This is a genomic window from Ignavibacteriales bacterium, from assembly GCA_016214905.1.
GTDB lineage: Bacteria > Bacteroidota > Ignavibacteria > UBA10030 > SZUA-254 > PNNN01.
In genome coordinates, this window is sequence record JACRMQ010000006.1 from 138,508 (window position 1) to 152,473 (window position 13,966).

At 41.1% G+C, this 13,966-nt stretch carries 13 protein-coding genes; 9 read left to right on the forward strand and 4 right to left on the reverse strand.

All coding sequences use genetic code 11. From position 1 onward, the window contains the following. The first annotated feature begins 78 nt into the window (after window positions 1–78). The 9 genes from HZB59_04420 (at window position 79) to HZB59_04460 (ending at window position 9,808) form a co-directional block, all read left to right on the forward strand. On the forward strand, window positions 79–1,089 hold the full coding sequence (locus HZB59_04420) for a GDP-mannose 4,6-dehydratase (protein ID MBI5020658.1): 1,011 nt from the start codon (window positions 79–81) through the stop codon (window positions 1,087–1,089). Between the two features lie 42 nt (window positions 1,090–1,131). Next, entirely contained in the window at window positions 1,132–2,136 is a 1,005-nt protein-coding gene (gene gmd, locus HZB59_04425) for a GDP-mannose 4,6-dehydratase (GenBank protein ID MBI5020659.1), read from the forward strand. A 13-nt stretch (window positions 2,137–2,149) separates the two neighbouring features. Next, entirely contained in the window at window positions 2,150–3,214 is a 1,065-nt protein-coding gene (locus HZB59_04430; protein ID MBI5020660.1) for a GDP-L-fucose synthase, read from the forward strand. A 6-nt stretch (window positions 3,215–3,220) separates the two neighbouring features. Further along, window positions 3,221–4,048 carry a glycosyltransferase gene (locus HZB59_04435; GenBank protein ID MBI5020661.1) on the forward strand — a complete coding sequence of 276 codons (828 nt, stop codon included), beginning with the start codon at window positions 3,221–3,223 and terminating at the stop codon, window positions 4,046–4,048. Then, the gene (locus HZB59_04440) at window positions 4,038–5,171 is read left to right on the forward strand and encodes an NAD(P)/FAD-dependent oxidoreductase (protein ID MBI5020662.1); all 1,134 of its coding nucleotides are present in this window, start codon (window positions 4,038–4,040) and stop codon (window positions 5,169–5,171) included. The genes HZB59_04435 and HZB59_04440 overlap by 11 nt, the downstream gene beginning before the upstream one ends. Window positions 5,172–5,179: 8 nt before the next feature. Continuing rightward, window positions 5,180–6,205, forward strand: a complete 1,026-nt coding sequence (locus HZB59_04445) for a glycosyltransferase family 2 protein (GenBank protein ID MBI5020663.1) — start codon at window positions 5,180–5,182, stop codon at window positions 6,203–6,205. A 97-nt stretch (window positions 6,206–6,302) separates the two neighbouring features. Continuing rightward, window positions 6,303–6,941: a radical SAM protein gene (locus HZB59_04450; protein ID MBI5020664.1), complete on the forward strand. Its 639-nt coding sequence runs from the start codon at window positions 6,303–6,305 to the stop codon at window positions 6,939–6,941. 55 nt (window positions 6,942–6,996) lie between these two features. Then, window positions 6,997–7,680, forward strand: a complete 684-nt coding sequence (queC, locus tag HZB59_04455) for a 7-cyano-7-deazaguanine synthase QueC (protein MBI5020665.1) — start codon at window positions 6,997–6,999, stop codon at window positions 7,678–7,680. Between the two features lie 157 nt (window positions 7,681–7,837). Then, entirely contained in the window at window positions 7,838–9,808 is a 1,971-nt protein-coding gene (locus tag HZB59_04460; protein ID MBI5020666.1) for a carboxypeptidase regulatory-like domain-containing protein, read from the forward strand. A gap of 232 nt (window positions 9,809–10,040) precedes the next feature. On the opposite strand, the gene HZB59_04465 is transcribed toward HZB59_04460, so the two are convergent. From HZB59_04465 to ruvB, 4 genes are all read right to left on the reverse strand, one after another. Next, the gene (locus HZB59_04465) at window positions 10,041–10,694 is read right to left on the reverse strand and encodes a DNA-3-methyladenine glycosylase (protein MBI5020667.1); all 654 of its coding nucleotides are present in this window, start codon (window positions 10,692–10,694) and stop codon (window positions 10,041–10,043) included. Then, window positions 10,691–12,337: an aldehyde dehydrogenase family protein gene (locus HZB59_04470; GenBank protein MBI5020668.1), complete on the reverse strand. Its 1,647-nt coding sequence runs from the start codon at window positions 12,335–12,337 to the stop codon at window positions 10,691–10,693. The genes HZB59_04465 and HZB59_04470 overlap by 4 nt, the downstream gene beginning before the upstream one ends. Window positions 12,338–12,412: 75 nt before the next feature. Then, window positions 12,413–12,847 (reverse strand): DNA-binding protein, encoded by a 435-nt coding sequence (locus HZB59_04475; GenBank protein ID MBI5020669.1) that lies wholly within the window; start codon window positions 12,845–12,847, stop codon window positions 12,413–12,415. A 10-nt stretch (window positions 12,848–12,857) separates the two neighbouring features. Continuing rightward, entirely contained in the window at window positions 12,858–13,910 is a 1,053-nt protein-coding gene (gene ruvB, locus HZB59_04480; protein ID MBI5020670.1) for a Holliday junction branch migration DNA helicase RuvB, read from the reverse strand. Between the last annotated feature and the right edge of the window lie 56 nt (window positions 13,911–13,966).

Sequence of the window (13,966 nt, forward strand, 5' to 3'; positions counted from 1 at the left end):
CAATTTAATGCCGCTTTTTTTATATTATCATCACAAATAAAATCAAAGAATTCACAACCAATAATTCACAATATACAAATGGCAACAGCCCTTATCACAGGTATCACGGGACAAGATGGCTTTTATTTGGCTGATCTGCTCATCAGTAAAGGATATAAAGTCATTGGATTGCGCCGTAAAACTTCTTCCGATCAGGCGAACCTTTTCAGCCGTTACGGAAAAATGATTGAATTCATATATGGAGATTTGCTCGATACTTTTTCGCTGGCAGAAGCCATCAAGAAGCATCAACCTGATGAGATCTACAACCTTGCGTCGCAATCGTATCCAGGAGAATCATGGCGCCTCGCTATAGAAACCGGAGAAATCACCGGGTTGGGCGCTCACCGTTTGTTCGAAGCTGCCAGGCATGTAAAACCTGATTGCCATGTTTATCAGGCGTCGTCATCAGAAATGTTTGGCGATCCTAAACAGGTTCCTCAAAACGAATCGACACCTTTTAATCCGATGAACCCTTATGCCGCATCGAAAGTATACGCTCACAATCTGGCGCAAATATATAGGAAAAGTTATGACATGTTTATATCATGCGGAATATTATTCAATCATGAAAGCCCGCATAGAGGGATGCACTTCTTAACTCAAAAAGTTACTTACGGTGCCGCATGTGCAAAGTTAGGGATAAAAAATTCATCCGTACTTAATGAAGTTAGCGAGCCGATGGTGAAGGATGGTAAGATCGCTCTTGGTAATCTCGATTCTAAAAGAGATTGGGGCTACGCCGCCGATTATGTCGAAGCTATTTGGCTAATACTTCAGCAGAAACAAGCAGATGATTTCGTTGTAGGGACCGGGCAATCCCGCACCATAAAACAATTTTGTGAAGAAGCGTTCGCTTTTGTCGGTTTGAAATGGGAAGATCATGTTGTTATCGATCAGCGTTTCGTGCGTCCCACAGAAACCGGACCCACTGTTGCCGATGCGTCTAAAGCAAGAAAAATTTTGGGATGGAAACCGAAAACATCTTTCAGTGAAATGATCGGATTCATGGTGAATAATCACCTCAATAAATTAAACACAGAGAAATAAAATATCATCATTAAAATAAATTTTAGTTAAGAGAAAAATAAAATGAAAAAAGCATTGATCACCGGAATTACCGGTCAGGATGGTTCGTATCTCGCTGAATTATTATTGGAAAAAGGATATGAAGTCCACGGTATCATCCGCCGTGCAAGTACTTTCAACACCGGAAGGATAGATCACCTTTATACGGATCCTCACATTAACGGTGTGAGATTTTTTCTTCATTACGGTGATATCAGTGATTCAACAAATCTTATTAAATTACTTTATAATCTTAAACCGGATGAAGTGTATCACCTTGCTGCACAAAGCCATGTGCGCGTCAGTTTCGATATACCTGAATATACAGGTGACGTTACGGCATTGGGAACTGTTAGAATTTTGGAAGCTATACGCGAAACAGGAATTAAAACAAAATTTTATCAGGCATCGAGCAGTGAAATGTTCGGGATGGTGCGTGAAGTGCCGCAAAAGGAAACCACGCCGTTTTATCCGCGCAGTCCGTATGGCTGTGCTAAAGTTTATGCATACTGGATTACCGTCAATTTCCGGGAGAGCTATGGAATTTACGGCTGTAACGGAATCCTTTTCAATCACGAGTCGCCCCGGCGTGGCGAGACTTTTGTTACACGTAAAATAACACGCGCGCTTGCTCACATTAAAGCCAGATTACAGGATTCCCTGTATCTCGGAAATCTCGATGCGAAGCGCGATTGGGGTTACGCAAAAGAATATGTTGAAGCTATGTGGTTGATGATGCAGCAGGAGAAACCTGATGATTTTGTTATTGCCACCGGAGAGACACATACCATTCGTGAGTTCTTGGATGAAGCATTTTCGTACGCAGGGATGGATTGGAAGAAGTATGTAAAGATAGATCCGCGTTACTATCGTCCGGCAGAAGTCGATCTTCTTATTGGTGATGCTAGCAAAGCGAAACAAAAACTAGGTTGGAATCCCAAGACTACGTTTAAACAGCTTGTTCGTTTGATGGTTGATGCAGATATTGAATTGCTGAATAATGAACGCCATCTCTCTATAAAAATCTAAAAACAAAATAAAGATGGAAAAGAAATCGAAAATATATATTGCAGGGCATACAGGTCTTGTAGGATCGGCAATTGTTCGAAAACTTCAGGAGAAAAGTTACTCTAATCTTGTCGTGAAAGATTTCCCCGGATTGGATTTGAGCCGCCAGAAGGAGGTGGAAGATTTCTTCACAAGTGAAAAACCTGATTATGTTTTTCTTGCCGCTGCGAAAGTTGGAGGAATTCTTGCCAACAATACATATAAGGCAGATTTCATTTACGATAATCTTGCTATTGCGATGAATGTGATTCATTCGGCTTATAAATCCGGTGTAAAGAAACTTCTTAACCTCGGTTCTTCTTGCATTTATCCGAAACTTGCACCGCAACCTTTGAAGGAAGAATATCTGCTGAACGGATTTTTGGAACCGACAAATGAACCGTACGCAATTGCGAAAATTGCTGCAATAAAATTGTGCAGATATTTTAACGAACAACACGGTACAAATTTTATATCCTTGATGCCCACAAACCTGTATGGTCAGAATGATAACTTCAATCTTGAAACCGCGCATGTTCTTCCTTCGTTGATCAGAAAATTTTATCTCGCTAAATTGCTCGCACAAAAGAATTACGAGGATATTAGAGAGGATATTGGTCGATTTCGGTTAGGTTTTAATTACGATGCTGAATTGAAATCTGAAGATGATGAGTCGATAATCCGGGTGATGAATCAACTAGGTATTTCAGAGAGATCTGTAACGTTATGGGGAACAGGGTCACCCTTTCGTGAATTCCTATATGTTGATGATTTAGCCGATGCTGCGGTTTATCTTATGGAAAATTATGAGTATAAAGATATCGGTGAACTTGTCAATGTAGGAACAGGAGTTGATTCAACCATTCGAGATATAGCAACGACAATTAAGAATATTGTTGGTTTCTCAGGTGAGATTAAGTGGGACTCATCCAAACCTGATGGAACTCCAAAAAAGTTATTAGATGTCAGTAGATTGGAAAAATTGAAATGGAAAGCTTCAATTTCGCTTCATGATGGTATCCGCCGGACAATCGATTGGTACACCGACAATCAAAAATAAATTGAAATGCCTCTCCCGAAAATATCTATAATCACTCCATCATTTAATCAAGCGCGCTTTATCGATGCAAATATTCAAAGTGTATTGAATCAACAATATCCGAATGTAGAACACATAATAATCGACGGTGGTTCAACTGATGGGACAGTAGATGTCTTAAAAAAATATCCTCACCTTAGATGGATATCTAAAAAGGATCGAGGACAATCGGATGCACTGAACAAAGGATTCAAGTTGGCAGCAGGTGATATTATTGGTTGGCTGAATTCAGATGATACATATTGCCCGTATATTTTTCCCATCGTCGCAGATTATTTTAAGAATGAAGATGTAAAAGTTATTTGTGGTGATGGTTATGAAATCGATAGTTCAGGTATTGTAATAAAACAGATGTATTCTCGAAGTGCGTCTCCCGATATTCTGATTAAATATTGGAAATGGAAATTAGAATTTATCCAGCCTGCATTTTTCTTCCGTCGAGAAGTGTTTGATAAAGTTGGTTTTTTGGATGAGGATTTATATTTTACGATGGATTTCGATTTTTTTATCAGGTTGGGGCAGCGATACAAGTTCCATTATTGTCAAATCCCATTTGCAAATTTTCGTCTATATACAGAATCTAAGACAGGGAAGAACTATCGAAAAATTATTCCGGATTACATCTGGGAGATGCAAAAAGTGTCCCATCGCTATTGGGGTAAACCATATCAAATCAAATATTATGAATACCTCTTCTCGTTTATCGGGGCGTTGTTTTATTCAGTCGTAAAAAATCTGTTTTTCAGTCCTACATCTAAATCAAGGGCATTGATAAAAAGGTTCTATGGATATTGATGTCGTCGTTATCGGTGCAGGTGCTGTTGGGCTTGCTTGCGCGGCAGAAAGCGCGAAGCATGGTTATTCCACTTTGATCGTTGAACGGCACGAATCGTTCGGCCAGGATACGAGCAGCCGGAACAGCGAGGTTATTCATTCGGGGATCTATTATCCTTATGGTTCTCTTAAAGCGCGACTTTGCGTAAAGGCTAATCATAATCTCTATCAGGAATGTCAACGCGCAAACGTTTGGACTCACCGATGTGGTAAATTGATTGTTGCCACTGTGCCCGAGGAGCAAGATCAACTTGAAAAATTGTACCGTCGCGGGATTGATAATGGAGTGGAAGGGATGCAACTCCTCACGCAAGCGAAGGTGAAACAAATTGAATCAGAAATTAAATGTCATTCGGCGATCTTTTTACCAAGCACCGGAATCATTGATTCGCATGAGCTCATGAAATCGTATCTTGTTGAAGCAAAGGAGAAAGGTGCAGAAACTGCTTTTTCTGTTGAGTTTATAAGTGGTGAGATAAATAACGGAATGTATTTGTTGCACCTGAAAGATACGAACGATGAAATCGTTGAAATTAAATCGAAGTATGTTATTAACTCGGGCGGACTTTATGCAGATAAAGTTGCAGAAGGTTTCGGTATTGACATCGACAAAGCCGATTATCGGCTTCATCGTAATCGCGGGCATTATTATTCAGTTTCAGGAGTAAAAAATAATGTAATTTCCCATCTCATTTATCCTCTTCCGCATTCGAACTTGGTTAGTGTAGGAATTCATATGACGATAGATAGATCGGGCAGGATGAAGCTTGGACCCGATTTGGAATATTTACACGATTCACTCCCGGAATCGGAGTGGTATAAATTTGATGATTCAAGAAGGGAAAAGTTTTTCAATGCTGTTCATCGATATTTCCCGATGCTTAAGTTGGATGATTTATCTCCGGATCAGGTAGGAGTTCGTCCAAAGCGAAAAGGTTCTGAAGATAATATTAAAGATTTTATAATCAATGAAGAAAGTAACAAAGGTTATCCGGGATTGGTGAACCTGATCGGAATTGAATCGCCTGGCTTAACATGTTCCCGCGAGATTGCTCGCGAGGTTATCAAAATTCTTAACAATTAACTTTTAAGATGACGAACTCAGATTATAATCCGCTTGTCTCGGTCATAATACCGGTTAAAAATGGTGCCGCAACATTACCCAGTTGCCTCAGGGCAGTACGGCGGTCATATTACAAGAATTTCGAAATCATTGTTGTAGATGATCATTCAACAGATGGATCGGGTGATGTCGCAAGATACTATAAATGCACCGTAATTGAAGTTGAAGATGGAGGAGGAGCCAACAATGCCCGCAACAAAGGTGCGGCGCAGGCAAAGGGAGATATTCTGGTGTTCGTCGATGCCGATATCGTCATAGAACGCGAGACAATGCTCGGTATTGTTGAAACGCTTGAAGAAGATTATTTAGATGCCGTAGTGGGAATCTACACGGCAAAGCATAGGCACGAATCGTTTGTAAGCCAGTACAAAAATTTGTGGGTAAGGTATTCATATATAAAAAGTCCGCCTGCGATTGACTGGCTGTTCGGTTCAATCTCTGGAATAAAAAGAAATGCCTTTGAAAAGTTAGGCGGTTTCAATGTTGCACTTCTGGCAAAACACGGGCATGATGATATTGAGCTTGGAAAACGTGCCGCTCAAGCCGAGTTAAATATTGTGCTCAACATGGATATTGAAGTGGAACATCTCAAGAAATACACACTCGCGTCATTCATAAAGAATGAATTTCATCGCAGTATGGGATTCGCCGCGCTCGCAATGCGATTCAAAGAAACCACTCAATCAATCAGGAAGGGTTTTGTGAATGTCTATCCCGAATTTGTGATCTCGACACTATTTTCATTTGTTGTAGCGGCGATTATTGTTTTAAGTTTATCCGGGTTATTAAATAAATGGTGGCTGATTGGATCGGCTCTGTTTTATTTTATCCTCAATATAAGATTCTTGAACTATCTGGAGCAGGTGCGGGGATTATTCGCCATGATTGTGATGATACCGTTCTTATTCCTCGATCACCTCGTCTGTTTTGTCGGCAGCGTAATCGGAAGTATCAAAGGATTATTGAAAATTAAGAATAATAAGTTCTCAATCTGAAATTATAATGATAATATGTATGACTGATATTATTCGATGTCGATTTCTTAATTCTTATATCCGAAATCAGCAATCCGAAATCCAAAGTTGTTAAAACATGCTCGATGTAAACGAAATATTTTACAGCATTCAAGGTGAATCTACACATGCAGGTAGGCCGTGTGTGTTTGTTAGATTGTCATATTGCAATCTTCGTTGCACATATTGCGATACAGAATATGCTTTCGGGAAAGGTGAGATTATTTCACTCGATTCGATTCTGGAAAAGATCCGAAGTTTCAATTGTAAATTGGTTGAAATAACGGGTGGCGAACCGTTGCTGCAGGAATCTTCATTCGATCTTATGAAAATATTATGTCACGAAGGTTATGAAGTGCTGCTGGAGACGAACGGCAGTGTGGATATAAGTAAAACAGATCCGCGTGTCAAGAGAATTGTTGATTTCAAAACTCCTTCGAGCGGTATGGATAATCGGAGCATGTGGGAGAATGTTAATTATTTAAAAGAAGGGGATGAAGTTAAATTTGTAGTCGCTGACCGCACCGATTACGATTGGGCAAAAGATAAAATCTTTAAATATGGATTGACCGATTCTGCAGTTGTTTTAATGAGTCCCGTGTTCGGTAAACTTGAACCGATTATACTATCAGAATGGATTTTGCAAGACAAATTGAACGTGAGATTCCAATTGCAATTGCATAAATATATTTGGAATCCTGAAAAAAGAGGAGTGTGATCGCGATGAAGGATGAATTATGAAGTATGAGTTATAAGTTGGTAGTGATTATTGAATGAATGATCGAGAAATAAAAAAAGAAATTGCGGTTGTGCTTGTAAGCGGCGGTATGGATAGTTGTGTAACAGCGGCTATCGCGAATCAAGACTATGAAATGGCATTTCTTCATCTCAATTATGGTCAACGTACCGAGAAGCGCGAGCTCAAAGCGTTCAACGATATTGCCGATCACTACAAAGTCGAAAGGCGGTTAATTGTTTCTACTGAGCATTTAAAACAAGTCGGTGGATCAAGTCTTACGGATTCATCACTAATTATTCCCGATGCCGACCTTGAGCGAAAAGATATACGTTCTACATATGTTCCTTTCCGAAATGCGAATATACTATCTATTGCAGTCAGTTGGGCAGAAGTTATTAGCGCGATAAATATTTATATCGGCGCTGTTGAGGAGGACTCTTCCGGATATCCTGACTGCAGGCGCGAGTTCTATGATGCGTTCAACAAGGTAATCGACCTTGGAACTAAACCATCAACAAAGATTAATATCGAAACACCGATTATAAATCTTACCAAATCCGAGATAGTTAAACTTGGTGCATCGTTGCATGCACCGTTTCACCTAACGTGGTCATGTTATCAAAGTGAAGATGAAGCGTGTGGGATCTGTGACAGTTGTGCTTTGAGACTACGTGGATTTCAAAAAGCCGGTATCAAAGATCCTATCAAATACCGATGAAAACTGTTAATTTATCAAAAATTCACCAAATTATTCCTTTCTTAGCCAAGCATCCAGCAATAAATCACATGCATTGTGCGTTTGCTTAAACCTCCCTTGACATTCTCTGTCAAATTAATAAAATTGTTCTACCATAAATATTGCAAGGAGCTAAGATATGAGTTATTTGAGACTGTTTTTAACGATGATATTCCTAATAGTTTTATTTGGAATATTTTCGTTTTCACAATCATTACCTGTACCAGGAAATCTCAGTGTGAAAGCCGGAGAATTTGGCGGAGCTTTTTTAACGTGGGATACAGTCAGCGGGTCAATGGGTTACATCGTATATAAATCGATTGATGGCTCTTCCTTCGCAAGCATTGCCGCGGTACCACGTAGCATGTTTAATGATTGGTGGATTATCCCTGACCATCTTTATAGATATTATGTGACTGCATTCCGCAAGGTCGGTATGGTGGTAGAAGAAGGTACACCAAGCGATACGGTTACATTCGCATTCGGATTACACCATAAACCGCTTCCCGGACAAGGAATTATAGGTGGAAAAATTATGGACGAGAAAAACGGATTACCGTTGAAGGGAGCCGTTGTGAGTATTTTCCAACCCGGAAAATTGTGGGCTGAAAAAACTCATACCGACACAGGCGGTATATACTGGGCAGCGATCGATACAGGGAGATACATTCTTCGCGCCGATAAATTTGATTATTTCGGTGAATGGTTCGATAATGTTTTACACTTAGATAGTGTTACCGTTGTGAGTGTTCATGAAGATTCTTTTGCGATTGCCAATTTTGCATTGCGGCATCTTCCGGTTCCCGAAGTTGTAACGGTTAGCGGTATTGTTATCGATAGTTTAAACAGCCAACCACTCGCACAAACTTTCGTGGCATTTCTACGCCCGCACAGATGGTTACGCGAACTGCAAGTTGTGACCGGAATATTTGGCGGTTTGCCAACGGAATGTGTTGACGTCGCAGGATTAGGTCGCCTATTCGGTGTTGTTTGGATGGGGAAAACCGATGCGAACGGAATTTTTAATGCCCATCTCATTAAGGGATTAAAGTATATTGCTCTTGCATTCAAACCGGGTTATGTTCCCGAGTTTTATGATAACAAATATATTCCATTTACTGCAGACCGCTTGAGATTTACGAGCGATACAAGTGGAATCGATTTCAAACTTCTCTCAAATCCGATCGCGATCAACACGCTCAATGGTTCGGTGGTTGATTCGTCCGGAACCGGAATTCCATCGAATGTCATCCTCTATCGGAAAACCGTATTAGGCAGAATCCCGGTGCGGTTTACCATGACCGATTCACTCGGGAATTTCGAGTTCAACAAACTCGTCAATGGTATTTTCTATATAAAAGCATATCCTGTTGACGCATATTCACCGGCTTGGTATAGCAGTTTAGATTGCGGTGTGCGAAATTGGCGGTTCGCCGATACGATAAATGTATCCGGAAACGTGACAGGAATAGAGGTCTGCGTCAAACCGGTTCCGCGACTTGGCTTCGCGCGCATTGCCGGTAATGTACGTGGTCCGCGCGGCAATCTAATGGCAGAGACAATTGAACAAGCCGTTACTGTATATGCTGTCTCAACGGCGACCAATCAGATTGTTGGATACGATATCTCTGAGGATGATGGCTCTTACTCAATCGAAAATCTTCCCGCCGGTACTTATTCAATCGTCATCGATAAAGAGGGTTTTACCGGAGCCAGCGAGCCATTAATCACCGTGGATGAAACAAACAATTACGAAGTTGCCGATGCCACAATTTTCGTTGTTTCCGATCCCACATCGGTTGATGAAAAGGTTCAATCGGTCCCGGCAGTTTTCAAACTTTATCAAAACTATCCGAATCCGTTCAATCCTACAACCCAAATCCGGTTCGATTTGCCGAAGTCAAGTTCGGTTGTTTTGAAGGTATTCAATCTTATCGGACAGGAAGTAGAAGTTTTGGTGAATAAAGATTTAGCCGCAGGAACCCATACAGTAAGGTGGAATGCTCAAATAGCCGGTACAGGTATCTATTTCTTCAAAATCGTTGCAACTCCTCCGGATGGAAGCGGAGCGCGATTTTCAGAGGTTAGGAAGATGATATATCTGAAGTAAAATTCAATGAATTTTACTCATTTTCACCAATTCCCCGGTAGATTTGGTTCTGCCGGGGAATTTTTTTTTTTGAAAAAGCTTAAACTATTTTCCGCGGCGATGATCAAATGTAACGATATAACTATATATGGGAGTATCGTTAATTGACAGTATCGTGGATTAGGTTAACGGAAAGTAAGTGGGAGTGTTACTTTCTCTCTCTCAATGCCTCAGTGAGTATCTGAGGCATTTTTTATTTCGATATATATGGGTTGTTTTTGATGAAGAACCTCCACTTCTTATCTGTCGCATTAGTGATACCGATTCGTGTTGATGACCCGAATTGATTTCTTGGGATTACCTCACCATCCGCTATGAATATTGTATTGTCCAACAAATCGATTCCATTATGCCCACGATTTATATTGAATGCTTCACACAGTTTCGCCGGTCCGTTGGTAAGATCTAATAGTTTCCTATTACTCCATTTTTCCATCAATCCATTTCTCCGTTTATTTTTTCTATTATCTTTCATCACTTCAATACCTTCAATCGGTTCAACCGCTCGCAACAAGACCGCACAACCTTTTCCCTCTTCTTCAGTAACAATGTTCGCGCAGAAGTGCATCCCATAAGTGAAGTAAACGTAAAAATGTCCGCCTTTTTTAAACATTACTTCATTGCGTTTGGTTATTCCAAGATATGAATGACTGGCGGGATCGTTATTACCGAGATATGCTTCCACTTCGACGATCTTACCGATAAGAAATTTGTTGTTTAATTTTCGGATGAGATATTTGCCGAGCAAATCTTTTGCTACAATTAATGTTGGACGGAGATAAAATGAACGTGGTAGTTTTTTCAACGAACTCCCTCTCCTCCTTGGAGAGGATTGGGGTAGGGTCATCTCTTGGTAAATTCCTTTATGATTTTATCAACCTCTTCTTCAGAAATTCCGGTACCTAATGTTTCTGTTTTCTTATCCGGTGAGGTTTGTTTGGAGGATTGTTTTGAATCATGCGCCGGTTGAGGTGTATTCGCCGTTTTTAACCGGATTCGTTCTTCAATTTCCTCTATCCAAGATTTTTGATCGGGGTTTTTTTGAGTCACCGTATGAGCGAGAACATCAGGAGCGATTTTGATCTTAGGTTTTGGAATGGCGGGTTCAGTTTTAAATTCAGTTCCGCCAGCCGGATTTAAGGGACGGGTTTCAAACGCCAATCTTTTTACGTTAAATAGATGTTTCGCGGAAACGTTTTCAGATATGATCGAGTCGCCGAATGTTCCCGGTCCGAGTGTGAGCGAAGGAAGAAGTTCGTTCGTGTAACCAACAGCACCAAGCGCCCCTACGGTGTTCACTAAAATTCTGAATGCCGGTTTCTCTAACGCGAATTTCATCACAATATCTTCATCCATCGAGTGAATTACCATCGTATGCCCGATGCCGCCGAATTCCAGCAACTCGATGCATCGTTCACATCCTTCGCGCCAGTTATCGACCGTGAAGAATGAAAGAACCGGAGAGAGCTTTTCATGCGATAGGGGGAAATCTCGCCCAACGCCGTTTAGTTCAACAATTAAAACTTTTGTCGAGGGAGGGACAGAGACACCCGCTTTTTGTGCGATGTATGTTGCGGGTTTACCCACAATGTCGGGATTCAAATCACCACGGTAATCGAACATTAGGTCGCTTAGTTTAGATTTGTCGTCTCCTTCAACAGAATAACAATTGTGTTTTTTAAATTCATCAACCACGATATTTTTTATTGAAGAGTCGACGATGACAGAAGCTTCTGTTGAACAAAGCACGCCATTATCAAAAGTTTTTCCGGTAACAATATCTGCGACGGCTTTTTTGATGTTCGCAGACTTTTCGATATAAACAGGAACATTCCCCGGTCCTACCCCATATGCAGGTTTTCCTGAACTGTACGCAGCTTTTACCATCGGCGTACTGCCGGTCGCAAGGATGACCGCAATATTTTTCTGTTTCATCAAAGCATTTGTTGCTTCTATAGTTGGAATGCCGAGGCACTGAATTAAACCCTGAGGCGCGCCTGCCGCTTCAGCCGCCTGTGAAATTATATGTGCCGCCTCCATTGTGCATTTTACAGATTTTGGATGCGGGCTTGCAACTATCGCATTTCTTCCTTTAAGAGATATGATCGCTTTAAACATCATTGTTGATGTTGGATTTGTTGATGGTATCAATGCCGCAACAACTCCCATCGGTTCCGCGATTTCAATTATTTTCTTTTCGCTGTCCTCACGTATCACCCCGACAGATCTAAGGTCTTTGATTGATTCCCACACTCTTCGAGTTGAAAATTCGTTTTTCTTTTTCTTATCGTCAGGATTACCAAATCCGGTTTCTTCATGTGCCATACGGGCAAGTTTTTCTGCAGCTTTGTAACCTGCTTCCGCCATTGCACTGCAAATCCGGTCTACGCGAGTTTGATCGTAAGCGCGAAATTCAAGTTGTGCATGCTTTGCCTTCGCAACGAGGTCGCGCATTTCCTGAATTGATTGTAAGTCTTTATCGATCGCCATAATTATTTTCCTTTGCACTATTTGCACTCTATGCGAGAAACAATTCAACGCAGAGACGTGGAGGTCGCTGAGTGGTTAAGATAAAATCCCTGTTTTCCACAAAAACAATCCTGTTTTTTCATCCTGCTCTCGTACTAATTCTTCACCGTCGAATTCATCGATGAAAACTTCACATGCCCAGAGTTTTGTCCCGGGCATCAAATGTCCGCCGAAAACTTTTCCATCCGGATCACCAAGGAGAAGATGGACATGAACGAATGGCTTGCTATCCCTGATACTAATATTGCCGGTCAGATTTAATATTTCCATTCCGCCTGCAAACTCCATTGAGTTATACTTTTTTGTATTCTGATCATAGTATGCAACAATAGCGTGCGTTGTTGCTCCTATGCCGTGTATACGGCCACAGTGTATGTTTTCTTTCTTGACAAATTTTGTTAACTCTTCAAGTAGATCCGTTCCGTAAGGGAATTGTCCGATGATAGTTTTTTTTAATTTGTAATTTGTCATTTGTCGGACGTCATCGGTTGAACAAACTAGTTTGATCAGAAGACGATTTTCGCGGGTTTATCTTAAAATGTTTATACACAAGTTCCGTTGCCTCTCGTCCGCGTGGTGTTCGTTTTAAAAATCCTTCCTGAATCAGGTACGGCTCGTACACTTCCTCAATTGTTCCGGGCTCCTCGCCAACTGCGACGGCAAGCGTACTGATGCCAACGGGACCACCATTATATTTCTCGATTATTGTTGTGAGTATTCTTTTATCCATGTCATCAAGCCCTAATTCGTCAACCTCTAACGCCTTAAGCGAATACTCAGCAACTTCTTTTGTAATGATATTGTTGGAATGTTCAAGTTTCTTATCTGCCTGCGCAAAGTCGCGGCAGCGCTTGAGTAAACGGTTTGCGATACGCGGAGTTCCGCGTGAACGGCTTGCGACTTCTTTTGCTCCATCTGTTTTGATCTCAACATTTAAAATCTTAGATGAGCGTTTGATAATTTTTTCCAAAAATTCGGATGGATAATAATCTAAACGACTTGTAACGCCAAAGCGTGAACGAAGGGGAGAGGAGAGAAGTCCTGCCCGTGTTGTGGCTCCGACTAATGTGAAGTTTGGAAGATTAAGTTGAACGCTTCGCGCATTCGGTCCGCTGTCGATTACAATATCGATTTTGAAATCTTCCATTGCAGAGTATAGATATTCTTCGATGAGCGGATTCATGCGATGGATTTCATCGATAAATAATACATCACCTGCGCTTAGATTTGTCAGAATGCCTGCAAGGTTGTATGGTTTATCGAGCGCGGGTCCCGAGGTTGCTTTTATCTGTACACCCATCTCGTTCGCGATTATATACGCGAGCGTGGTTTTTCCTAAACCGGGAGGACCTGTGAGAAGAACGTGGTCTATGCTTTCGCCGCGTTTCTTTGCGGCGTTTATGAAAACCTTGAGATTGTCGACTATCTTCTGTTGCCCGACGAAATCTTCAAATTGCAGTGGGCGCAGAGTTTGGTCGAACTCTACTTCGTTCTCAAGTCGCTCGGGTGTTGTTGGGTCTGTTCGCTTTGCCATGTGATTGGAAATATACAGAGAATGGAGGTGAAGAGCAAAAAAAGATGCCCCTCAAA

What these genes read in the sequence shown, in the direction of transcription:
- HZB59_04420 (MBI5020658.1), top strand. Translation starts at nt 79, where the DNA reads ATGGCAACAGCCCTTATCACAGGTATCACGGGACAAGATGGCTTTTAT.
- gmd (MBI5020659.1), top strand. Translation starts at nt 1,132, where the DNA reads ATGAAAAAAGCATTGATCACCGGAATTACCGGTCAGGATGGTTCGTAT.
- HZB59_04430 (MBI5020660.1), top strand. Translation starts at nt 2,150, where the DNA reads ATGGAAAAGAAATCGAAAATATATATTGCAGGGCATACAGGTCTTGTA.
- HZB59_04435 (MBI5020661.1), top strand. Translation starts at nt 3,221, where the DNA reads ATGCCTCTCCCGAAAATATCTATAATCACTCCATCATTTAATCAAGCG.
- HZB59_04440 (MBI5020662.1), top strand. Translation starts at nt 4,038, where the DNA reads ATGGATATTGATGTCGTCGTTATCGGTGCAGGTGCTGTTGGGCTTGCT.
- HZB59_04445 (MBI5020663.1), top strand. Translation starts at nt 5,180, where the DNA reads ATGACGAACTCAGATTATAATCCGCTTGTCTCGGTCATAATACCGGTT.
- HZB59_04450 (MBI5020664.1), top strand. Translation starts at nt 6,303, where the DNA reads ATGCTCGATGTAAACGAAATATTTTACAGCATTCAAGGTGAATCTACA.
- queC (MBI5020665.1), top strand. Translation starts at nt 6,997, where the DNA reads ATGAATGATCGAGAAATAAAAAAAGAAATTGCGGTTGTGCTTGTAAGC.
- HZB59_04460 (MBI5020666.1), top strand. Translation starts at nt 7,838, where the DNA reads ATGAGTTATTTGAGACTGTTTTTAACGATGATATTCCTAATAGTTTTA.
- HZB59_04465 (MBI5020667.1), bottom strand. Translation starts at nt 10,694, where the DNA reads ATGACCCTACCCCAATCCTCTCCAAGGAGGAGAGGGAGTTCGTTGAAA.
- HZB59_04470 (MBI5020668.1), bottom strand. Translation starts at nt 12,337, where the DNA reads ATGGCGATCGATAAAGACTTACAATCAATTCAGGAAATGCGCGACCTC.
- HZB59_04475 (MBI5020669.1), bottom strand. Translation starts at nt 12,847, where the DNA reads ATGACAAATTACAAATTAAAAAAAACTATCATCGGACAATTCCCTTAC.
- ruvB (MBI5020670.1), bottom strand. Translation starts at nt 13,910, where the DNA reads ATGGCAAAGCGAACAGACCCAACAACACCCGAGCGACTTGAGAACGAA.